The organism is Streptomyces sp. NPDC015242, assembly GCF_043079125.1.
GTDB lineage: Bacteria > Actinomycetota > Actinomycetes > Streptomycetales > Streptomycetaceae > Streptomyces.
In genome coordinates, this window is the sequence record NZ_JBIBUF010000001.1 from 93,807 (window position 1) to 115,105 (window position 21,299).

Below are 21,299 nucleotides of genomic sequence, written 5' to 3' on the forward strand. Positions count from 1 at the left end.
GGTCGTGCGCGTGTTGGCCGGATCGTACTTCGGCACGGCGCGCCCCGGCGAGGGGCGGGCACCGCGCCCCCGGGATCAGTCCGGTGCGACGAAGCCCGACTCGTAGGCCGCGATGACCGCCTGTGTGCGGTCCCGCGCCCCCAGCTTCGCCAGCACCGAGCTGACGTGCGACTTCACGGTCTCCGTCCCGACGGCCAGCCGGTCCGCGATCTCCGCGTTGGACAGGCCCCGTGCCATCAGCCGCAGCACCTCCTCCTCACGCCCGGTCAGCCGGGCCCGCTCCAGCACCGCCCGCGCCGCGCGGTTCCCGCCGCTGTCGCCGTACTCGGCGGCCAACTGCCGTACGGAGGCCGGGAACAGCAGCGACTCGCCCTCGGCGATCAGCCGCACCGCGTGCACGATCTCGGCGGGCCGGGCCCGCTTCAGCAGGAAGCCGTCGGCACCCGCGCGCAGCGCCTCGTAGACGTACTCGTCGTTCTCGAAGGTCGTCACCACGAGGATCCGCGGCGGTTCCGCCACCGTCCGCAGCAGCGCCCGGGTGGCCTCGATGCCGTCCAGCAGCGGCATCCGCACGTCCATGGCGACCACGTCCGGCCGCAGCCGCCGCACGAGCGGGATCACCGCCGCCCCGTCGGCCGCCTCTCCGACGACCTCGATGCCGGGCTGCGCCTCCAGCACGGCCCGCAGACCCGCGCGCACGAGGGGTTCGTCGTCGACGAGGAGAACGGTGACCGGCATCCGGCCAGCCTAGATCAACTCAGCGGCAGCTCGGCGTGAACCTGCCAGCCGCCCCCGTCGGGCCCGGTCCGGGCCCGTCCGCCGAGCAGGGCCGCGCGTTCGCGTATGCCCCGCAGTCCGCTGCCGCGACCGGGGACGGGTGTGCCGGCGGGCAGCGGATTGCGGACCGCGAGGACGAGCGTGCCGTCGGCGACCCGCACGCGGACCCGGACCGGGACCGCGCCCGCGTGCCGCAGGACGTTCGTCAGCGCCTCCTGCAGGATCCGGTAGCCCTCCCGGGACACCGGGCCGGGCACCGCGTCGAGCGGCCCGGTCACCTCGGCGTCGACCTCCGCGCCCGAGGCGCGCGCGGACTCCAGCAGCCGGCCGGCGTCCGCCAGCGTCGGTCTGCCGCTCACCGGCCTCTCCGACGCGCGCAGGACGCCCAGCACCCGCTCCAGGTCCTCCAGGGCGGCACGGCCGGTCTCCTCGATGGCGCTCAACGCCCGGTCGGTGAAGGCGGGATCGCCCGCCGCCCGCGCCGCGCCCGCCTGCACGACGGCGAGGGTCAGCGCGTGGCCGATCGAGTCGTGCAGTTCGCGGGCGATCCGGGTGCGCTCCAGGAGCTGCTCGGTGCGCTCCTCCAGCGCGGCGAGCCGCTCGGCCGGGGAGGGGCCCAGGAGCCGCACGGCCAGCGCGGTGACGAGACGGCCCGACCAGACGACGACCACGGGCAGCAGCAGCAGGGGAACGGGCGCGAGCAGGGCGTACCCCCAGCGGGGCACGCCGGCGGGCAGCGGCGCGCCGCCCACCGGCCCGGCGCCGAGCGCCGACGTCACCAGGTCGATCGCGAGGAGCGGCAAGTGCAGGGAGAGCAGAACCACGGCGTAGCCGACGACGAGCCGGGCCTCCAGCCACACCACGGTCCGGCCGCGGTCGGACCAGGTGGCCGACGGGGCCGCCACGATCTCCGCGCTCGCGCTGTCGTGCCGGTGACCGGTCAGCAGCAGCCGGGCCTGCAGTCCCTCCACGAGCCGCATCGCGGGCACCAGACCGGCCAGACCGAGCAGCACGGCCGCCGTGGCCTGCGTCCACCACGACTCCTCGACGAACAGCCACAGCGACGGCCACACGACGGCCATGGCGAGATGCAGCCATCGCGTGTACGTCACCGCCCGGGTCAACGGGCGCAGCACATGCACCATGACCTCATCGTGCCAACCCCCACTGACAGGCCACTTCGCGAACCCCCGCTCGTCTTCCGCGCCCTGCGGCCGGATCAGGCACTGACGGCCCGCCAAGTGTCAGTGGCGGCCGGTTTACTGAAGCCATGAACATCGCACAGCACATCGCCCTCATCGACGAGCTGTGCCACCGCCCCTTCCCGGCGGAGCACGGCCCGTCGGACGCCGGCGCCTCGGGGCCCGGCCGGCACGTCGCCGTGCTGGACGCCGCGGCGGACGACGACCCGGCGCGGTGGGGGGAGGTGGTGGACCAGTTGGAGAAGGAGCGGGACGCGGTCTGCGAGCTGCTGGCCTCGCGGTGGGGCGACACCCCGCCGTACAACCTGCAGACCGTCCTGCTGCGCGCGGAGCGGGAGGAGATACCCGTGCCGTGGCGCGAGTTGAGCGAGCGCGCGAGCCTCGCGTACGTGTGGGACGTCGAGGGCACCGGCCGCTGGGTCGCCGTCGCGGTGACCGACCGGGACGCCACGCAGGACGTCCGGCTGCTCGCCGTGGTGACGGAGACGGCCCCGCCGTGAGGGCCGGGGTGACACCCGCCGCCCTCTCCGGGGCCTTCAGCCCCCCGCAGCGCTCAGCCCTCGGCCGCTTCGCGCAGGCGGGCGAACTCCTCGGCCATCGTCTCGGCCGTCCAGTGCGCGTTCAGTCCGCTCGGATTGGGCAGCACCCACACCCGCGTGTCCCCGATCGTCCGCTCCTGCGGCCCCACCCGGGCCTTGCGGTCGTCGAACGCGGCGCGGTACGCGGTCACGCCCACGACCGCCAGCCAGCGCGGTCGCAGCCGGCTCACCTTCAGGGCGAGCAGCCGCCCGCCCTCCCGGTACTCCTCGGCGCTCAGTTCGTCGGCCCGGGCGGTCGCCCGCGCCACGACGTTGGTGATGCCGAGCCCGTACGACAGCAGTTCCCGCTGCTCGGCGGGCTTCAGCAGCCGCGGCGTGAACCCGGACCGGTGCAGCACCGGCCAGAAGCGGTTGCCCGGGCGGGCGAAGTGATGGCCCGTCGCGGCCGTCATCAGCCCGGGGTTGATACCGCAGAACAGCACCCGCAGGCCCTCCGCGACCACGTCGGGGACGACGCGGCCGCGGGCGGCCTGAAGCTCCTCGGGAGTGAAACGGGGCATCGCCGGCGGCGCGTCAGAGGATCGCGCCGGGCGTGTAACCGGCGGCCCGGGGATGCTGCTTGACGATCTCCTCGACCCGGGCGACGACCGTGGCGACCTGATCGCCCGCGGCACCGGTGAACGACAGCTTGTCGGCCATCAGCGCGTCCAGCCGGGCCCGGTCCAGCGGGATGCGGGTGTCGGCGGCCAGCTTGTCGAGCAGTTCGTTGCGCTCGGCGCCCTGCTCGCGCATGGCGAGCGCGGAGGCGACGGCGTTCTCCTTGATCGCCTCGTGCGCGAGCTCCCGGCCGACGCCCGCGCGCACGGCGCCCATCAGCACCTTGGTGGTGGCGAGGAACGGCAGGTAGCGGTCCAGCTCCCGGGCGACGACCGCCGGGAACGCGCCGAACTCGTCGAGCACCGTCAGGAACGTCTCCAGCAGGCCGTCCAGCGCGAAGAACGCGTCCGGCAGCGCGACCCGGCGCACCACCGAGCAGGACACGTCGCCCTCGTTCCACTGGTCGCCCGCCAGCTCGCCGGTCATCGAGGCGTAGCCGCGCAGGATCACCATCAGGCCGTTGACGCGCTCGCAGGAGCGGGTGTTCATCTTGTGCGGCATCGCCGAGGAGCCGACCTGGCCGGGCTTGAAGCCCTCGGTGACCAGTTCGTGCCCGGCCATCAGGCGGATCGTCTTCGCCAGCGAGGAAGGCGCCGCCGCCAGCTGCACCAGCGCGGTGACGACCTCGTAGTCCAGCGAGCGCGGGTACACCTGGCCGACCGAGGTGAAGGCCTGCGAGAAGCCCAGGTGCGCGGCGATCCGCTGTTCCAGGTCCGCGAGCTTCGCGGCGTCGCCGCCCAGCAGGTCCAGCATGTCCTGGGCGGTGCCGACCGGGCCCTTGATGCCCCGCAGCGGGTAGCGGCCCAGCAGCTCCTCGACGCGGCCGTAGGCGACCAGCAGCTCGTCGGCGGCGGTCGCGAAACGCTTGCCGAGGGTGGTGGCCTGCGCGGCCACGTTGTGGGACCGGCCGGCCATGACCAGCTCGCCGTACTCGCCGGCCAGCCTGCCGAGACGGGCCAGGACCGCCACCGTGCGGTCGCGCATCAGCTCCAGCGACAGCCGGATCTGCAGCTGCTCGACGTTCTCGGTGAGGTCGCGAGAGGTCATGCCCTTGTGCACGTGCTCGTGCCCGGCGAGGTCGTTGAACTCCTCGATCCGCGCCTTCACGTCGTGGCGCGTGACCTTCTCGCGCTCGGCGATGGAGGCCAGGTCGACGGTGTCGAGGACGCGCTCGTAGTCGGCGAGCGCCGCGTCCGGCACCTCGATCCCGAGGTCCTTCTGGGCGCGCAGCACGGCGAGCCAGAGCTGCCGCTCCAGCCTCACCTTCTGCTCGGGCGACCAGAGCGTGGCGAGCTCGGCGGAGGCGTAGCGTCCGGCGAGGACGTTCGGGATGCGGGGCTTGGCGGGAGCGGAAGTCACGTGGACGGATTCTACTGGCGATTCGTGCAGGCCAGCGCAACGGGTGCCTTCGTCGGAACCTACGAGACGCGGGCCACAGGGCGCCGGACGCGCCGCGGCGACCCCGGGCCCGGGAAGGCTACGCCAGCTCCTCGAAGGGCAGCAGGTCCGGCCGCTTCGGGGGCAGGCCGTCGCCCGAGGAGCGGCCCGTGAGCCGGCGGCCGATCCAGGGGAGCAGGTGCTGCCGTGCGAAGCGCACGTCCGCCACCCGGCGCATGACCCAGCCGGGCGGCAGCGTGGCCGGCATCGGCGCGTGCCAGTCGGCGTCCTCCGGCTCGTAGCCCAGCGCCTGCCACACCGCCTCCGCGACCCGGCGGTGACCCTCCGCCGTCAGGTGCAGCCGGTCCACGTCCCACAGCCGCGGATCGCTCAGCGAGGGCGCGCCGTACAGGTCCACGACGAGCGCGCCGTGCCGTGCCGCCAGGTCGTCGACGCAGGCGAACAGCTCCTCCATGCGCGGGCGGAACCGCTCCAGGACGGGCCCCTGCCTGCCCGGACTGCGCATCAGCACGAGCTGCCTGCACGCGGGGGCCAGCTTCTCCACGGCCTCCTCCAGCAGGGCGCGTACCCGGCCCATGTCGCACTTGGGCCGCAGGGTGTCGTTGAGCCCGCCGACCAGGGTGATCACGTCGGCGCCCATGGCCGCCGCGACGTCCACCTGCTCGTCGACGATCTGGCGGATCAGCTTGCCGCGCACCGCGAGGTTGGCGTACCGGAAGCCGGGCGTGCGGGCGGCCATGCGCGAGGCGAGCAGGTCGGCCCAGCCTCGGTAGGTGCCGTCGGGCAGCAGGTCCGACATGCCCTCGGTGAAGGAGTCGCCGAGGGCGACCAGGCTGCTGTAGGTGGGGTTCGTGTCCATGGCGGCGGAAATGATATCCCGTGCACATACCCAGCAGTCGGTCACCCGCCCCCGTCCCGGGCGGTGCCGGGGGCCGGGGGCGGGTGCCCGCCGGCTCAGGTCCGCTGCCCGAACAGCTCCCGCAGCACGTCCTCCATCGTCACCAGCCCGGCCAGCCGTCCGTCCGACCCGAGGACGGCCGCGAGGTGCGTCCGGCTGCCCCGCATGGCCGTGAGGACGTCGTCCAGGGGCGTGTGCTCCCGCACGCGCGCGATGGACCTCATGTCGCGCGGCCGGAACGGCACGTCACGCCCGAGGGCGTCCAGCGCGTCCTTCACGTGCAGATAGCCGACGATCCGCCGCCCCTCGTCCACCACCGGGAAACGGGAGAACCCGGACTCCGCCGACAGCCGCTCCAGTTGCTCCGGGGTGACGCCCACGCGCGCGTAGACCACGCGTTCCAGCGGCATGACCACGTCCCGCACCGGGCGCCGGCCCAGCTCCAGGGCGTCGTGCAGCCGCTCCTGGGCGCGGTCGTCGATGAGCCCCGCCTCGCTGGAGTCCTTCACGATCTGCGCGATCTCGGCGTCCGAGTAGGAGGCGGCGACCTCCTCCCGGGCCTCCACGCGCAGCAGCTTCAGCAGCGCGTTGGCGAAGGCGTTCACCGTGAAGATCACCGGCCGCAGCGCCCGGGACAGCGCCACCAGGGGAGGACCCAGCGCCAGCGCGCTGCGCACCGGCTCGGCGAGCGCGATGTTCTTCGGCACCATCTCACCGAGCAGCATGTGCAGATACGTCGCCAGGGACAGCGCGATGACGAAGGACACCGCGTGCCCTGCGCCCTCGGGCACGCCCATCGCGTGGAACGCCGGCTCCAGCAGGTGCGCGATCGCCGGCTCGGCCACCACGCCCAGTACCAGCGTGCACAGTGTGATGCCGAGCTGCGCGGCCGCCATCAGCGCGGACACGTGCTCCAGACCCCACAGGACGCTTTTCGCACGCCGGTCGCCCTGGTCGGCGTAGGGCTCGATCTGGCTGCGGCGCACCGAGATCAGCGCGAACTCGGCGCCGACGAAGAAGGCGTTGACGAAGAGCGTCGCCAGACCGATCAGCAGCTGCACGACGGTCACAGCTCCACCTCCTTCTCCGCGCGCCCGGCGCCCGGCTGCTCGTCGTCGAGGGGCGCGCGCAGCAGCACGCGGGCGGCCCGGCGGCCGGTGGCGTCCAGGACCTCCATCCGCCAGCCCGCGACCTGGAGGGTGTCACCGGCGGCCGGTATCCGGCCGAGTTCCGTCGCCACCAGTCCGGCGAGCGTCTCGTAGGGCCCCTCCGGTGCGCGCAGGCCGACGCGCTCCAGATGGTCCACGCGCGCGGAGCCGTCGGCCGAGAACAAGGGGTGCCCGGTCTCGTCCGTGCCGGCCGGGGCGAGGTCCGGCAGCTCGTGCGGGTCGTGCTCGTCGCGCACCTCGCCGACGACCTCCTCGACGATGTCCTCCAGGGTGGCGACGCCCGCGGTGCCGCCGTACTCGTCGATCACGACCGCCATGGTGCGCTTGCCGGAGAGCCGGTCGAGGAGCCGGTCGACGGTGAGCGTCTCGGGGACCAGCAGCGGCTCGCGCATCAGCTCGGAGACCGGGGTCCGGGGCCGGCGTTCGGCCGGCACCGCGAGCACGTCCTTCACGTGCGCCGTGCCGACGACCGAGTCGAGCGTGCCGCGGTAGACGGGGAACCGGGACAGGCCGGTCGCCCGGGTCGCGTTCGCCACGTCCTCCAGCGTCGCCTGCACCTCCAGGGCGACCACCTGCACGCGCGGGGTCATCACGTTCTCCGCGGTGAGGTCGGCGAGGTTCAGCGTCCGCACGAACAGCTCCGCGGTGTCGGCCTCCAGGACGCCCTCCTTCGCGGAGTGCCGGGCGAGGGCGGCCAGCTCCTGCGGTCCGCGCGCCGAGGCCAGCTCCTCGGCGGGCTCGACACCGATCCGGCGCACGACCCGGTTCGCCGTGTTGTTGAGGTGGGTGATGAAGGGCCGGAACGCGGCGCTGAACCAGCGCTGCGCGTTGCCCACCGTCTTGGCCACGGCCAGTGGCGAGGAGATCGCCCAGTTCTTGGGCACCAGCTCGCCGACGACCATCAGGAACACCGTCGACAGGGCGGTGCCGATGACCAGCGCCAGGCTGCGCGACGCCGAGTGCGAGACGCCGAGGTCCTCTAGCGGCCCGGCGATCAGCGCGGCGATGGACGGCTCGGCGAGCATGCCGACGACCAGGTTCGTGACGGTGATGCCCAGTTGCGCGCCGGAGAGCTGGAACGTCAGGTTCCGTACGGCCTTGAGCGCGCCCTGGGCGCCTCGTTCGCCGCGCTCCACCGCTCGTTCCAGCTCGGCGCGCTCGACCGTGGTGAGGGAGAACTCCGCCGCCACGAACGCGCCACAGGCCAGCGAGAGCAGGATCGCAGCCAGGAGCAGGAGCACTTCGGTCATCGGGTCACCCCCGTTCCATGGTCGTCCAGGACCGGACGGGGCGCGCGGTGCCGCGCGCTGGGAGGCTCGCCCATGGGCGGACGCTCACAACCTTTCATAGAGGACCGAGTGGCCATCCAAGAGTAAAGGATGTGCAAAGTCCTCCGGCCGGGTGCTCAGGGGGCAGTCGGTACCAGCCGGTAGGCGCCCCCGTGGGCGGCCACCCGGCCGCCGGTGGGCGGTGCGAAGTGGGTGCCCAGCAGGAGGGTCTCCGTACCGGCGAGGGAGCCGAGGAGCGCCCGCCGCGTGGCCTCGGCCCGCGCCGGGTCGATGTCGACGCAGGCCCCGATGCGGGGGTGGGCGAGCTGCACCGGGTGGTGCACGCAGTCGCCGGTGATCAGGGCCGTCCGGCCGCGGCTGGTCAGTTCGACGGCGAGGTGCCCCGGGGTGTGTCCCGGCGTCGGGACCAGGCGCACGCCCGGTGCGACGCGCAGGCCCTCCGCCGGCACGTCGAGCAGGTCGAGCAGCCCCGCCTCCTCGACCGGGTGGACGGAGTCGCGGAACATCTGCCGGCGTGCCTCCTCCATGGCGTACCCGGCCCAGAACTCCCGTTCCGTGCGGGAGGTCAGATGGCGGGCCCCGGGGAAGGTGGGCACCCACGCGCCGTTCTCCAGGCGGGTGTTCCAGCCGACGTGGTCGGCGTGCAGGTGCGTGAGGATCACCAGGTCGACCGAGTCCGGCGGGAAGCCGGCGGCGGTCAGGCGCCGGAGGTAGGCGGTGTCGAGGTCGTGCCAGGCGGGGTTGGCGCGCTGCTTGCCGTTGCCGATGCCCGTGTCCACCAGGACGCGCTGCCCGTCGACGGTGAACGCGAAGCTGTGGGTGTCGAGCCGCAGGACGCCGTGCTCGTCGGCGAAGTCGGGGAACAGCCAGGGCTCGGCCGACACCACCTCCGGCGTGGCGCCGGGCAGGAGCCAGGCTCCGGTGGCGGGTGGCGCGGGGGTCTCGTCGATGCGGTGGACGGTGATGTCGCCGACGGTCCAGGACGCGGGGCTGGTCACAGGGGGCTCCTTTCGAGGGAACAGCTTAAAGCAACTCGTTTGCTTTAACGGGAGGGTAGGCCCTAGGGTCCACTAACGCAAAGACTTAGCTTTTGCGTGTGGAGGAACACCCATGCCCGACCTCACGCCCGCCGAAGCGGCCCGCTGGGCCCGCCGCGCCGGGCTCGACCTGCCCGCCGAGCGCCACGCCGCCGTCGCGGCCGCCGCCGATCACATCCACTCCGTCGTGACCGTCCTGCGCGAGCTGGACCTCGGGGACACCCCGCCCGCTCCTGCCTACCGCGCCGTCCGGGAGACGCCCGATGCAGCCGTATGAACTGACCCTCGCCGCCGCCGCCGACGCCATCCGCGCCCGCCGGCTGTCCCCGGTGGAACTGCTGGACTCCGTCCTGGAACGGGCCGCGCGGGTCGAACCCCACCTCCGTGCCTACGCCGCCGTCCACGCCGAACGGGCCCGCCGCGCAGCGCGGCAGGCCGCGGACGACATCGCTGCCGGTCGTCACCGCGGGCCGCTGCACGGCATCCCGATGGGCCTGAAGGACCTGATCGACGTGGCCGGCCTGCCCACGTCCGCCGGGTCCGCGGTCCGCGCCGGCCACCGCGCGCGGGCCGACAGCGCCGTGGCCGCCCGTCTGGCGGCGGCCGGAGCGGTCCTGGTCGGCAAGACCCACACCCACGAGTTCGCCTACGGCCTGATCACGCCGCAGACGCGCAACGCCTGGCACCGCGGCCGGGTGGCCGGCGGCTCCAGCGGGGGATCGGCCGTCGCCGTCGCCGCGGGCACCGCCACCTTCGCCGTCGGCACCGACACCGGCGGATCCATCCGGGTGCCCGCCGCGCTCAACGGCGTCGTCGGCCTCAAGCCGACCTACGGCCTCGTGCCCCGCCACGGCGTGACATCCCTGTCCTGGTCGCTCGACCACGTCGGGCCCCTCACCCGCACCGTCGAGGACGCGGCTCTCGTCCTCGACGCCCTGGCCGGGCACGACCCCCGCGACCCCGCCTCCCTGACCGGGCCCCGGGGGAGCCACCGGCCGGCCGGCGGCACCGACCTGACCGGGCTGCGGATCGGCGTCCCGCGCTCGTACTACTTCGACCACGTCGACGCCGACGTGGAGTCCGCCGTCCGGCGCGCCATCGGGCGGCTCCAGGACCTCGGCGCGCGCCTCGTCGACGTCGAGATCCCCCTGGCCCGCCATGTGCGCGCCACCCAGTGGGGCCTGATGGTGCCCGAGGCGACCGCCTGCCACGAGGACACCCTGCGCGCGGTTCCGGAGCTCTACGGGGCCGACGTCCGCGTCCTGCTGGAGGCCGGCGCGCTGATGCCGGCGGTGGACTACCTGCGCGCCCAGCGGACCCGCGCCCTGATGCGCCGGGAGTGGGAGCGCCTGCTGGACGACGTCGACCTGATCGCCGCGCCCACCGTCCCGGTGACCGCGGTCGGGGCCGGACAGGAGACCGTCACCTGGCCGGACGGCACCGTCGAAGGCGTCACCGACGCGTACGTGCGGCTCTGCGCCCCCGCCAACATCACCGGCGTGCCGTCCCTGTCCCTGCCGGCCGGGCACGACACGGCCGGCCTGCCGGTCGGCATGCAGCTCCTCGGCCGGCCACGCGCGGAAGGCCTGCTCCTGCGGGTCGGGCACGCCTGGGAACAGACCCTGCCCGCACGCCCGCTCGCACCGGCGGCCCCCACGCCGGACGCGACACCCGCGCTCTAAGGTGTCAGGCGTGAGCAGACAGATGGTGCGCCCCGGCGGCCGCAGCGCCCGCGTCCAGGCGTCCGTCCACGCCGCCGTGCGCGACCTCGTCGCCGAGGTGGGCCGGGACGCCCTGACGGTGCCGCTGGTCGCCCAGCGGGCGGGCGTGACGCCGTCGACGATCTACCGCCGCTGGGGAGACCTGCAGGAACTGCTGTCGGACGTGGCGGTCGAGCGGCTGCGCCCCGACACGGACCCCGCGGACCACGGCGCCCTCGCGGCCGACCTGGCGGCCTGGGCCGAGCAGTTCCTCGACGAGATGGCCTCGCCCACCGGCCGCGCCTACATCCGCGACGCCCTCCTCGGCGACCCGGACGGCGGCAACGCCGGCCAGTGCTCGGCCTACGCCGCCGAGCAGATCACCGTCGTCCTCGACCGCGCGCGGGAGCGGGGGGAGCGGACGCCGGACGCCGAGACGGTGCTCGACCGGGTCGTGGCGCCGCTGATGTACCGCATCCTGTTCCGCCCGGACGGCCTCGACGCCGCCTACGCCCGGCGCCTCGTGACCGCGCTCCTCGCCCCCTGAGCCCGCCGTTCGCAGGGCGGCGCCGGCGAGGTCACCGGCCGGTGAGCGGCTTCACCCAGCGGCGCCACTGCTCCTCGGCCGTGTACCCGGCCGCGCCCCACGCGCGGTGCGCCGTCTCGTTGCGGGTGAGGACCATCGCGTCCGCGCGCCGCCCGCCGAGCGCCGCGAACCGGTCCTCGGCGGCCGCGAGCAGCGCGGAGGCGATGCCCCGGCGGCGCCGCTCCGGATGCACGGCCAGCCGGTACAGATGGCAGCGCCAGCCGTCGAACCCGGCGATGACCGTGCCGACCAGCTCGCCGTCCCGCTCGGCCAGCACGAGCGCCTCGGGATCGCGGGCCAGGAGCCGCTCCACGCCGCCCCGGTCGTCGCTGATGCTCGTGCCCTCGGCGGCCACCTTCCAGAAGGCCAGCACGGCGTCGAGGTCGTCGGGCGTCGCGGCCCGGATACGCAGTTCGGTCATACGGTGATCACACCACCGGCCGCGCGGGACGGCGGTCCGTTTCCAGGATGCGGACACCACGGCCGGGCCTCCCGCCATGACCGGCTCGGCTCGCTCCGAGGCGACTCGCGCGCCCCGCCGGGCGCTCCCGTCACTCGTGCGCGATGGCCGCCAGCACGTTCAGGCGCGAGGCGCGCAGCGCCGGCAGCAGCGCCGCCACCACGCCCACCACGGCCGACCCCACCACCACCGCGACGATCGTGAACCACGGGATCGCCAGCGCCGTCATCCCCTGCAACGCCAGCACCTGATGCATGCACAGGCCCCACACCAGCCCCAGGGCGAGACCCAGGACCGCGCCGAACACCGCGATCACCACCGACTCCAGCCGGATCATCCGGCGCAGCTGCCGCCGGGCCAGCCCGATGGCCCGCAGCAGCCCGATCTCCCGGGTGCGTTCGACGACCGACAGGGCGAGCGTGTTGACGACGCCGAGCACCGCGATGATGATCGCCAGCCCGAGCAGCGCGTACACGAGGTACAGCAGCACCGAGATCTGGTCGCGGACCAGCTGCTTGTAGTCGGCCAGGTCCCGCACCTGGACCTGCGGGTAGCGGTCCAGGGTCTGCTCCAGACGGGCGCGCAGCGCGTCGTCGCCCGTGCCCGGTGCGGCGTTGACGTACAGCGCGGAGTCCTGTCCGCCCGGCGCGTACCGCTCCAGCGTGGCCAGCCCGAAGTAGAGGCCGCCCTGCGTTCCGAAACCCTCGGCCGCGTCCTGGTCGGTGAGCGCGCCGACCGTCAGCCGGGCGGTGCGCCCGCCCTGGAACGTCACCGGGAGCGTGGTTCCCGGCCGCACCCCGTGGTCGCGCGCGAAGTCCCGGTCCATGGCCAGCCGGCCCGGCGCGAGCGCGGAGGCGGTGTTCCCCCGCACGTAGGTGATGTCGGCGACCTCGTCCAGCCGCGGATCGTAGCCCGCGGCCGTCGTCTCCACGCGCTCGCCGTCCGGCAGCCGCACCGCCACCGGCGTGAACCGCCCGCGCACGACCAGCCCCACCCCCTCGGTGCCGCGCACCGCGTCGGTCACCTCCCGCGGGAACGGCAGGAAGCTGGTGTTCTGCACGACGAAGTCGGCCCCCAGCGTCCGGTCGATCTGCCGGTCGAAGGACCGGGTCATCGACTCGCTCGCCATCGACATCCCGCCGACCAGCGCGATGCCCACCATCAGCGCGGCCGCCGTCGCCCCCGTACGGCGCGGATTGCGCAGGGCGTTGCGCAGGCTCATCCGGCCGACCGGCCCGAACAGGGCGGGGAACGCCGCGCCGAGAACCCGGATCACCGGGCGGACCAGCAGCGGACCGGCGATCACGGCCGCGACCAGGGTCAGCACCACCCCGAGTCCCAGCAGGGACGCGGCAGGCGCCGTCCGCCCGGACGCCGCGCAGCCCGCGAGCGCCGCCGCGCCGGCCGCCCCCACGACCGCGCCCGCCACCGCACGCGTCCGCAGCGGCCGCCCCACCCCGGCGACCTCGGCGTCCGCGAGCGCGGCCATCGGTGAGACGCCCGCGGCCCGGCGCGCCGGGAGGTACGCGGCGACGAAGGTGACGCCCAGCCCGACGGCGTACGCCGCGACCGGAGTCGTCCGGCCGATGACCATCTCGCCCGCGTCGATGTTCGTGCCGAACCGGCCCAGCAGCGCGATGAGCCCGGCCGCGAGCGCGATACCGGCGGCGAGCCCCAGCGTCGCCCCCACCAGGCCGAGCAGCAGGGCCTCGGTGAGGACGGAGCGACGGACCTGGCGCCGGTCGGCGCCGAGAGCCCGCAACAGGCCCAGCTCACGGGTGCGCTGGGCGATGAGCATGGAGAAGGTGTTGACGATCAGGAACACGCCGACCAGCACGGCGACCCCGGCGAAGCCGAGCATCACGTACTTGATGACGTCCAGGAACCCGCCCAGCCGCTCGACGTCCGACTCGGCCTGCTCGTCGGCCGTCCGGACGTCGTAGCCGTCCGGGCCGAGGGCGGCGGCCACGCGGCCCTTGAGCCGCTGGTCGGCCACGCCGTCCGCCGCGTCGACCGCGATGGCCGTGGCGGCCCCCGGGGCGCCCAGCAGTCTCGTCCGGGCGGTGGGGGCGTCGAAGTAGATGCGGGCGGCACCGGGGTTGGTCGTGGTGAAGGTGACGATGCCGGTGACCCGGACCCGGAACGAACCGGGCGGTGCGATCACGGTGAGCGGGTCGCCGACGCGCACGTGCTCGCGCCCGGCGGTCTCCGAGTCGAGCAGGGCCTCGGCGGGCCCGCGCGGGACACGGCCCGAGGTCAGCTCCACGGGGCTGCGCGGGCCCGGGAGCCAGGCGCTGCCCAGGGTGGGAGCGCCCGTGGTGGGGCTCACCGGCTCGTCGTCCGCGTCGGTGACCGTGAGACCGGCCACCTCCACCTCGGCGCGGGCCGCCGCGACCCCGTCGACCCGGCGCAGCCGCTCGGCCAGCGCGGCCGGCAGGGTCGCCGTCCGCCCGGACGGCACTGCCTCGTCGAGGCCCTCCTTCGGGCTGACCGTGACATCGGCCGCGGTCGAGGCGAAGAGCCGGTCGAAGGTACGGCCGACCGTGTCGGAGAAGATCAGGCTCCCCGTGACGAACGCGACCGACAGCAGGACGGCGAGCGCCGAGAGCAGCAGCCGCCCCTTGTGTGCCAGGAAGCTCCGCAGGGTCGCCCTGAGCACCGGGTCAGTTCCCCTCGGCCGGGTCGTCCTCGGACCGGGTGCGGATCACGTCGAAGCGCTTCATGCGTTCCAGTACGGCCTCCGCGGTCGGCCGCCGCATCTCGTCGACGATCCGGCCGTCCCCGAGGAAGAGCACCAGGTCCGAGTGGGCGGCGGCCCCCGGGTCGTGGGTGACCATGACCACGGTCTGCCCGAGCCGGTCCACGGCCTCGCGCAGGAAGCCCAGCACCTCCAGTCCGGCGCGCGAGTCGAGGTTGCCCGTCGGCTCGTCCGCGAAGATCAGTGCGGGCCGCGAGGCCAGGGCCCGCGCACAGGCCACGCGCTGCTGCTGGCCGCCGGAGAGCTGCGAGGGCCGGTGCCGGAGCCGGTCGCGCAGGCCCAGCGTGTCGATGACCCGGTCGAGCCACTGAGCGTCGGGCTTGCGGCCCGCGATGTCCATCGGCAGGGTGATGTTCTCCAGGGCGTTCAGGGTCGGGATGAGGTTGAACGACTGGAACATGAACCCGATCCGGTCCCGGCGCAGCCGCGTCAGCTCACGCTCCCGCAGACCCGTGATCTCCACGTCACCGAGCCAGACCCGCCCGGCCGAGACCGTGTCGAGCCCGGCCAGGCAGTGCATCAGCGTGGACTTGCCGGAGCCCGAGGGCCCCATCACCGCGGTGAACCGGCCGCGGACCACGTCCACGTCCACCGCGTCGAGGGCGAGCACGGCCGTCTCGCCCGACCCGTAGGCCTTGGTCAGACCGCGGGCCCGGGCCGCGATCCCGTCGGCCGGCGCGAGGCCGGGTGCGTGCTCCGCGGCAGGTGTGGACAAGGCCGCCTCCTCGGGTGGGCGTCGGGACCTCCTGGCTCTGCCCGAGGGTAGTGTGACCGGTGCCACATCCGGCATCCTCCGTGGGTCGGACTCCCGCCCGCGCCGGTGCCGGCACCCGCGCGCCGGACAGGACACCGGCTCCGCCGGAGGAGCTCGCGCCCGACGGCCCGGACGGACGCCTCGCCGCCGCCGTCAGACGCGGGCCCCCGGCCGCCACGCCGTGCCCAGCACGCAGTACGACGTCGGCAGCACCGGCCCCCGCTCCGGCATCAGCACCCGCCGGTAGGGGCCGAGTTCGAAACCGGCGTCCCGCAGCGCCCGCACCGGCTCACGGGACAGGTGGCAGCCGCCGCTCAGCAGCGGCCACACCGTGCGGTCCAGCGCGTGCTGCGTCGCGGCCATGGCCCGGCCGCCGCCCCGGCCGTGCTCGAAGAACCGCACCTCGCCGCCCGGCCGCAGCACCCGCCTCAGCTCCCCGAGCGCCCGGGGCACGTCCCGCACGCTGCACAGCACCAGCGACAGCACCGCCGCGTCGAACCCCTCGCTCTTGACCGGCAGCGCCTCGGCGGCTCCCGGCACCACGTCCACCGGCACCTCGGCGCGCAGCGCCGCCTCCACGGCCAGCCGGCGCAGCCGCCGCTCGGGTTCGATCGCCACGACCTCCGCCACGGTGCCCGGGTAGTGCGCGAAGTTCAGGCCGTTGCCCGCGCCGATCTCGATCACCCGGCCGGACAGTCCGCCCAGCAGTCCGCCGCGCACCCGGCCCATGCCCATCCGGGTCTCGGCGGTGACGCTGACCCGGGCGTAGTACCGGGCGAACAGCGGATGGCGCACGGCATCGCGCGGCACCGCGCGGGAGCGGAGCGGCATGGGGACCTCCCGGACCGAGTCGGGCCTCACCGCGATTGTCCCCCGGACGGCCCCGGCCCACCCCTGCCGTGCCGGGCGACGGGCCGGCCTCCCCGCTGCGCCGCGGCCGGCGGGAGGGGCCCGGCCCGCGCCCTCCCGGCTATCGCAGGCGGACCCGCCCCAGCACCGGCCGATGGTCGCTGCCCGTGGGACCCAGGGCCGTCACCCGGGTCACCTCGACGCCCCGTCCCAGCACCTGGTCGATCCGCGTCACCGGCAGGGCGGACGGCCAGCTGAACGCGAACCCCGCGGCCGGCGCGGCCAGCTGCGAGGTGAGCGGGCCGAGCCCCCGGTCGTGCAGCGTGCCGTTGAGGTCGCCCAGGAGCAGCAGCCGGCCGGCCGGGTCGTCCGCGATCCGGGCGCCGAGCAGGGCGGCGCTCTCGTCCCGGGCCGCCGACGCGAGCCCGGTCGCCCCCAGACGGACGGACGGCAGGTGGGCGACGTACACCGCGATCCGGCCGCCCGGCGCGGAGACCGTGGCCCGCATACCGCGCCGCCAGCTCCCCGGGAAGCCCTCGGGCCGGATGTCCACGGGCCGCACGTCCGACAGCGGCCAGGCCGACCAGAGACCGACCGTGCCGCGCACCGCGCGGTGCGGGTGCGAGGCCCCCAGGACGTCCTCGTACCGCGGGCGCGCCGCGGGCGTCAGCTCCTGGACGGCCACCAGCCCGGCGCCCGAGGCGAGCAGCGCGCGGGCCGTGCCGGCGGGGTCGGCGTCGTCGTCGGCGACGTTGTGCTGGACGACCAGCAGGTTGTGCGGCCCCGGGGACGAGGCGAACCAGAGCCCGCCGAACATCCAGCACCAGACCAGCGCGGGCGCCAGGCAGGCGAGCAGCCCGGCACCCGACCGGGCGAGAAGGGCGCCGACGCCGAGGACCGGCACGGCCACCCCGAGCCAGGGCAGGAACGTCTCGACGAGGCTCCCCAGGCGCCCGACCGCGTTGGGCACGACGGAGTGCAGGGCCATCAGCCCGGCGGCACCGGCCGCGCCGGCGACCAGGCGGGCGTCCCACGGCGTCCGGCCCCGCAGCCTCACGCTAGGCGAGTTCCGCCGCCAGCAGCGCGGCCGTCCTGGCCACGAGCGGGTTGTCGGCCGGGGCGTCCTCCTCCGGCTGGGTCGTCAGCACCGACATCACGATCGGCGGACCGTCCGGCGGCCAGGTGACGCCCACGTCGTGGTTGCCGCCGTACCGCCCGCCGCCGGTCTTGTCGGCGATCAGCCAGTCGGCGGGCAGGGCCTTGCGGAACTTCTCGTCGCTCGTGGTGTTGCGCAGCAGCCAGTCCGTCAGCCGGGCCCGGTCCCGCGGCGCCAGCGCGTCCCCCAGCACGAGCCGGGCGTAGGTCAGGCCGATGGCGCGCGGCGTGGTCGTGTCGGTGACGCGCCACGGCTCCGCGCTGTTCAGCTCGGGCTCCCAGCGGTCCAGCCGGGTGACCCCGTCGCCGACCGAGCGGGCGAACCGCGTGATCGCGGCCGGTCCGCCCAGCTCTTTCAGCAGCAGGTTGCCGGCGGTGTTGTCGCTGAAGCGGATGGTGGCGTCGCACAGTTCACCGACGGTCATGCCGGTCGCGACGTGCTGCTCGGTGATCGGGGAGTATCCGGACCGCTTCACGTAGGCCTCGGTGTACTGGACGCGCCGGGCCAGGAACGCGCCGTCGCGGTCGAGGTCGCGCAGGACGGCGGCGGCGGCGAGCGTCTTGAACACCGAGGCCATCGGGAAGCGTTCGTCGGCCCGGTACGCCACGGTCCGGCCCGTGCGCACGTTGCGGGCGTAGACGCCCAGCCGGGCGGTGTGCTCGGTCTCCAGCTTCCGCAGCCGCGCGGTGATGCCGCCACTGCCGGGGACCGCGTGGGCGGTGCCGCCGCCCAGCGCGAGCGCGGCGGCCGCGCCCAGGACGAGAGCCGCGCGGCGGGAGGGACCTGGCTGTTCGGTGTGCACGGTGTTCCCTTCGGAGGTGATCGTGTACGAAGGTCGACACGCGAGGAAGGGCCGCGCCGGTTTCACCCCGCGCGGACCTTCCCGGACGAACCTCAGGACGCTCCGGGTGCCTCCCGCGTGCGGAACGCCTCCGCGTCCCACGTGCCGTCCAGCCGGGGTGCCAGCCAGTGCGGGGCCGAAGTCCGGAAAGCGGCGGGGGAGAGGGCCGCCGCCCCGGCGGGCACGGCCCCCAGCAGCGGCGCCTCCGCCACGTCCGGCAGATCGGCGAGGTTGCAGCGGGCCGCCAGGTCCGGCGCGGCGGGCCAGCTCCCGATCACGACGCCGGCCAGGTTCAGCCCGCGGTAGCGCAGTTCACGCGCCGTCAGCTCCGTCGCGTTGAGGGTGCCCAGGCCCGCCGGGGCCACGACCAGCACGGACGCCGCCAGCAGCCCGGCCGCGTCCGCCAGTGTGCCGCCGGCCGCGTCGAACCGTACGAGCAGTCCGCCCGCCCCCTCCACCAGCACGAGGTCGTGCTCGGTGGCCAGCTTGGCGGCGGCCTCCGCGACCTCGTGCGGATGCACCGGGGCCCGGCCGGCCCGGCGCGCGGCCGTGGCCGGGGCCAACGGCTCGGGATAGCGGGCCAGTTCGGCCGCCGTCACCGGGCCGGCGAGGCGCGCGACCTCCGCCGCGTCCCCCGGCTCGCCCGGGAGCACACCCGTCTGCGCGGCCTTGAGCACGGCCACCGAACGGCCCGCCGCCAGCGCCGTCGCGGCGACGGCCGCGGTCACGACCGTCTTGCCGACCTCCGTGCCCGTACCCGTGATCACCAGTACCGTCATGTCATCCCTCCCGCGCCGCCGCGCACACGGCCCGTGCGATGCGCGCCAGGTCCGCGTCGCCCGTGACGTACGGCGGCATGGTGTAGATCAGATCGCGGAACGGCCGCAGCCACACGCCCTCGCGCACGGCCGCCGCCGTCGCCGCCGCCATGTCCACGGCGTGGTCCAGCTGCACGACCCCGATGGCGCCGAGGACCCGCACGTCCTTGACGCCGGGCAGGTCCGCGGCCGCGGCGAGCCCGTCGCGCAGCCCCGACTCGATCCGCACGACCTCCGCGCGCCAGTCCTGGCCGAGCAGCAGCTCGATCGAGGCACAGGCCACGGCCGCCGCCAGCGGGTTGCCCATGAAGGTCGGGCCGTGCGCGAGCACCGGCACCTCGCCCCGCGAGATGCCGTCGGCCACCCGGGCGGTGCACAGCGCCGCCGCCATCGTCAGATAGCCGCCGGTCAGCGCCTTGCCCACGCACATCACGTCGGGCGTCACCGCCGCGTGCTCCGCCGCGAACAGCGCGCCCGTGCGGCCGAAGCCGGTGGCGATCTCGTCGAAGACCAGCAGCACGCCGTGCGCGTCGCACGCCTCGCGCAGCACCCGCAGGTAGGCGGGGGAGTGGAAGCGCATCCCGCCCGCGCCCTGCACCACGGGCTCGACGATCACCGCGGCCAGCTCGTCGGCGTGCCGCCCGATCAGCGACCGCAGGTGCCCGGCGTAGGTCTCGTCGTACTCCGCCGGGGGCGGGTCGGCGAACACCTGGCGCTGGAGCACCCCGGTCCACAGCTCGTGCATCCCGCCCTCGGGGTCGCACACCGACATGGGCTGCCAGGTGTCCCCGTGGTAGCCGCCGCGCCAGGTCAGCAGCCGCTGCTTGCCGGGGCGGCCGAGCGAACGCCAGTACTGCAGGCACATCTTGACCGCGACCTCGACCGACACCGAACCGGAGTCGGCGAGGAAGACGTGCTCCAGCCCGTCCGGCGACATGTCGACAAGGAGCTTCGCCAGGCGTACGGCGGGCTCGTGGGTGAGCCCGCCGAACATCACGTGGCTCATCCGCCCGAGCTGCTCGCGCGCGGCCTCGTTCAGCACCGGGTGGTTGTAGCCGTGGATCGCCGACCACCAGGACGACATGCCGTCGACCAGCTCGCCCGAGCCGTCCGCGAGCCGCAGCCTGACCCCGCTCGCCGACTCCACGACGAGCGGTTCCTGCCGTCCGGGCATCGGGCCGTACGGGTGCCACACGTGCCGCCGGTCGAGCTCCAGCAGCTCGGCGACCGCCGGCTCAGGCATTGGGCGCGAGGTCCGTCCCGGCGCCCCGGCGGCGCACGGCGACCAGGTCGGTCCGGGGCCCGGCGGGCTGCGCGGCCGGCGCGGAGCCGCACACGCCGCCCTCCTCGGAGCCCTCCGGGCCGCAGCCGCCACCGCCGCCGCAGCAGCCGCCCGCGGCCCGGTGCTCGGGCAGCGTCACCTCGCCGGTGCCCTCCACCTCGAACCCGGCGTCCGCGATCATCTCCAGGTCGGCCTTGCCCGCCTGGCCCTCGCTGGTGAGGTAGTCGCCGAGGAAGATGGAGTTGGCCAGGTGCAGCGCGAGCGGCTGCATCGTGCGCAGATGGACCTCGCGCCCGCCCGCGATGCGGACCTCCACGTCCGGGCAGACGAACCGGACCATCGCCAGGATGCGCAGGCACCGCTGCGGGGTCAGGTTCCACTCCTTGCCGAGCGGGGTCCCCTCGAACGGGATCAGGAAGTTGACCGGGACCGAGTCCGGGTCCAGCTCACGCAGCGAGAAGACGACGTCGACCAGGTCCTCGTCCGTCTCGCCCATGCCGGCGATCAGCCCGGAGCAGGCGGACAGACCGGCCGCGTGCGCCTTGTTCACCGTGTCGACGCGGTCGGCGTAGGTGTGCGTGGTGGTGATCTCGCCGTACGTCGCCTCGGACGTGTTGAGGTTGTGGTTGTAGGCGTCGGCGCCGGCCTCGCGCAGCCGCTCCGCCTGGCCGTCGGAGAGCAGGCCGAGGCAGGCGCACACCTCGACGCCCTCGTTGCTCTCCTTGATCGCCTTGATGGTCTCGGAGACCCGGTCCACGTCACGGTCGGTGGGGCCGCGTCCGCTGGCCACCAGGCACACCCGCTTGGCGCCTCCGGCCACCCCGGCCGCCGCCGCGTCGGACGCCTGGTCCGGTTTGAGCCAGGTGTACTTCAGGATCCCGGCCTCGGAGCCGAGCCGCTGCGAACAGTACGAGCAGTCCTCGGGGCACAGGCCCGACTTCAGGTTGACGAGATAGTTGAGTTTCACCCGCCGGCCGAACCAGTGCCGGCGCACCTTCCCGGCCGCGGCCACCACATCGAGCAGGTCGTCGTCGGACGTCGCGAGGACGGCCAGTGCCTCGTCCCGGGTCGGCAGCTCGCGCCGAAGCCCCTTGTCCACCAGCGTGTTCAGCAGGTCCATGAGAGCCGA

21 protein-coding genes are annotated in these 21,299 nt (G+C 74.7%); 4 read left to right on the plus strand and 17 right to left on the minus strand.

Annotation, left to right across the window (positions count from 1 at the left end):
- Positions 1–75 precede the first annotated feature (75 nt).
- Positions 76–738 carry a response regulator gene (locus ACF07N_RS00460; RefSeq protein WP_392106510.1) on the minus strand — a complete coding sequence of 221 codons (663 nt, stop codon included), beginning with the start codon at positions 736–738 and terminating at the stop codon, positions 76–78.
- Positions 739–752: 14 nt separating this feature from the next.
- Positions 753–1,922 (minus strand): sensor histidine kinase, encoded by a 1,170-nt coding sequence (locus ACF07N_RS00465; protein ID WP_392106513.1) that lies wholly within the window; start codon positions 1,920–1,922, stop codon positions 753–755.
- 125 nt (positions 1,923–2,047) lie between these two features.
- On the opposite strand from ACF07N_RS00465, the gene ACF07N_RS00470 reads away from it, so the two are divergent.
- Positions 2,048–2,479: a hypothetical protein gene (locus tag ACF07N_RS00470; protein ID WP_392106516.1), complete on the plus strand. Its 432-nt coding sequence runs from the start codon at positions 2,048–2,050 to the stop codon at positions 2,477–2,479.
- Between the two features lie 53 nt (positions 2,480–2,532).
- On the opposite strand, the gene mug is transcribed toward ACF07N_RS00470, so the two are convergent.
- The 6 genes from mug to ACF07N_RS00500 all read right to left on the minus strand — a co-directional run bounded on the left by mug (position 2,533) and on the right by ACF07N_RS00500 (position 8,927).
- Positions 2,533–3,078, minus strand: a complete 546-nt coding sequence (gene mug / locus ACF07N_RS00475) for a G/U mismatch-specific DNA glycosylase (RefSeq protein WP_383343390.1) — start codon at positions 3,076–3,078, stop codon at positions 2,533–2,535.
- 13 nt (positions 3,079–3,091) lie between these two features.
- Positions 3,092–4,534, minus strand: coding sequence for an adenylosuccinate lyase (gene purB, locus ACF07N_RS00480; protein ID WP_392106519.1), 1,443 nt, complete (start codon positions 4,532–4,534; stop codon positions 3,092–3,094).
- A gap of 118 nt (positions 4,535–4,652) precedes the next feature.
- Positions 4,653–5,432, minus strand: coding sequence for an SGNH/GDSL hydrolase family protein (locus ACF07N_RS00485; RefSeq protein ID WP_392106522.1), 780 nt, complete (start codon positions 5,430–5,432; stop codon positions 4,653–4,655).
- A 95-nt stretch (positions 5,433–5,527) separates the two neighbouring features.
- Complete coding sequence (locus tag ACF07N_RS00490) at positions 5,528–6,541, minus strand: hemolysin family protein (RefSeq protein ID WP_392106525.1); 1,014 nt, start codon at positions 6,539–6,541, stop codon at positions 5,528–5,530.
- Entirely contained in the window at positions 6,538–7,890 is a 1,353-nt protein-coding gene (locus ACF07N_RS00495; protein WP_383332839.1) for a hemolysin family protein, read from the minus strand. The genes ACF07N_RS00490 and ACF07N_RS00495 overlap by 4 nt, the downstream gene beginning before the upstream one ends.
- A gap of 155 nt (positions 7,891–8,045) precedes the next feature.
- Positions 8,046–8,927: an MBL fold metallo-hydrolase gene (locus tag ACF07N_RS00500; RefSeq protein WP_392106528.1), complete on the minus strand. Its 882-nt coding sequence runs from the start codon at positions 8,925–8,927 to the stop codon at positions 8,046–8,048.
- Positions 8,928–9,039: 112 nt separating this feature from the next.
- On the opposite strand from ACF07N_RS00500, the gene ACF07N_RS00505 reads away from it, so the two are divergent.
- From ACF07N_RS00505 to ACF07N_RS00515, 3 genes are read left to right on the plus strand one after another with little or no spacing between them, the layout of a single operon-like run.
- Positions 9,040–9,243 carry a hypothetical protein gene (locus ACF07N_RS00505; protein WP_383332835.1) on the plus strand — a complete coding sequence of 68 codons (204 nt, stop codon included), beginning with the start codon at positions 9,040–9,042 and terminating at the stop codon, positions 9,241–9,243.
- Positions 9,230–10,648, plus strand: a complete 1,419-nt coding sequence (locus ACF07N_RS00510) for an amidase (protein ID WP_392106531.1) — start codon at positions 9,230–9,232, stop codon at positions 10,646–10,648. The genes ACF07N_RS00505 and ACF07N_RS00510 overlap by 14 nt, the downstream gene beginning before the upstream one ends.
- A gap of 22 nt (positions 10,649–10,670) precedes the next feature.
- Positions 10,671–11,213, plus strand: a complete 543-nt coding sequence (locus tag ACF07N_RS00515; protein WP_383333039.1) for a TetR/AcrR family transcriptional regulator — start codon at positions 10,671–10,673, stop codon at positions 11,211–11,213.
- Positions 11,214–11,244: 31 nt separating this feature from the next.
- Here ACF07N_RS00515 and ACF07N_RS00520 read toward each other — a convergent pair whose 3' ends face one another.
- The 9 genes from ACF07N_RS00520 to bioB all read right to left on the minus strand — a co-directional run bounded on the left by ACF07N_RS00520 (position 11,245) and on the right by bioB (position 21,290).
- Positions 11,245–11,751, minus strand: coding sequence for a GNAT family N-acetyltransferase (locus ACF07N_RS00520; RefSeq protein WP_383343372.1), 507 nt, complete (start codon positions 11,749–11,751; stop codon positions 11,245–11,247).
- A gap of 52 nt (positions 11,752–11,803) precedes the next feature.
- On the minus strand, positions 11,804–14,371 hold the full coding sequence (locus ACF07N_RS00525) for an ABC transporter permease (RefSeq protein ID WP_392106535.1): 2,568 nt from the start codon (positions 14,369–14,371) through the stop codon (positions 11,804–11,806).
- 4 nt (positions 14,372–14,375) lie between these two features.
- Positions 14,376–15,185, minus strand: coding sequence for an ABC transporter ATP-binding protein (locus ACF07N_RS00530; protein ID WP_392106538.1), 810 nt, complete (start codon positions 15,183–15,185; stop codon positions 14,376–14,378).
- A 192-nt stretch (positions 15,186–15,377) separates the two neighbouring features.
- Positions 15,378–16,055, minus strand: a complete 678-nt coding sequence (locus tag ACF07N_RS00535; protein WP_392106541.1) for a class I SAM-dependent methyltransferase — start codon at positions 16,053–16,055, stop codon at positions 15,378–15,380.
- A 139-nt stretch (positions 16,056–16,194) separates the two neighbouring features.
- Positions 16,195–17,124, minus strand: coding sequence for an endonuclease/exonuclease/phosphatase family protein (locus tag ACF07N_RS00540; protein ID WP_392108701.1), 930 nt, complete (start codon positions 17,122–17,124; stop codon positions 16,195–16,197).
- Between the two features lie 7 nt (positions 17,125–17,131).
- A complete protein-coding gene (gene bla, locus ACF07N_RS00545) occupies positions 17,132–18,031 on the minus strand; it encodes a class A beta-lactamase (protein WP_392106544.1) in 900 nt (299 codons plus the stop codon).
- A 92-nt stretch (positions 18,032–18,123) separates the two neighbouring features.
- Complete coding sequence (gene bioD, locus ACF07N_RS00550) at positions 18,124–18,849, minus strand: dethiobiotin synthase (protein ID WP_392106547.1); 726 nt, start codon at positions 18,847–18,849, stop codon at positions 18,124–18,126.
- A 1-nt stretch (position 18,850) separates the two neighbouring features.
- On the minus strand, positions 18,851–20,131 hold the full coding sequence (locus ACF07N_RS00555; protein ID WP_392106550.1) for an adenosylmethionine--8-amino-7-oxononanoate transaminase: 1,281 nt from the start codon (positions 20,129–20,131) through the stop codon (positions 18,851–18,853).
- Positions 20,124–21,290, minus strand: a complete 1,167-nt coding sequence (gene bioB / locus ACF07N_RS00560; protein ID WP_392106553.1) for a biotin synthase BioB — start codon at positions 21,288–21,290, stop codon at positions 20,124–20,126. Before bioB ends, ACF07N_RS00555 begins: the two co-directional genes overlap by 8 nt.
- Positions 21,291–21,299: the final 9 nt, after the last annotated feature.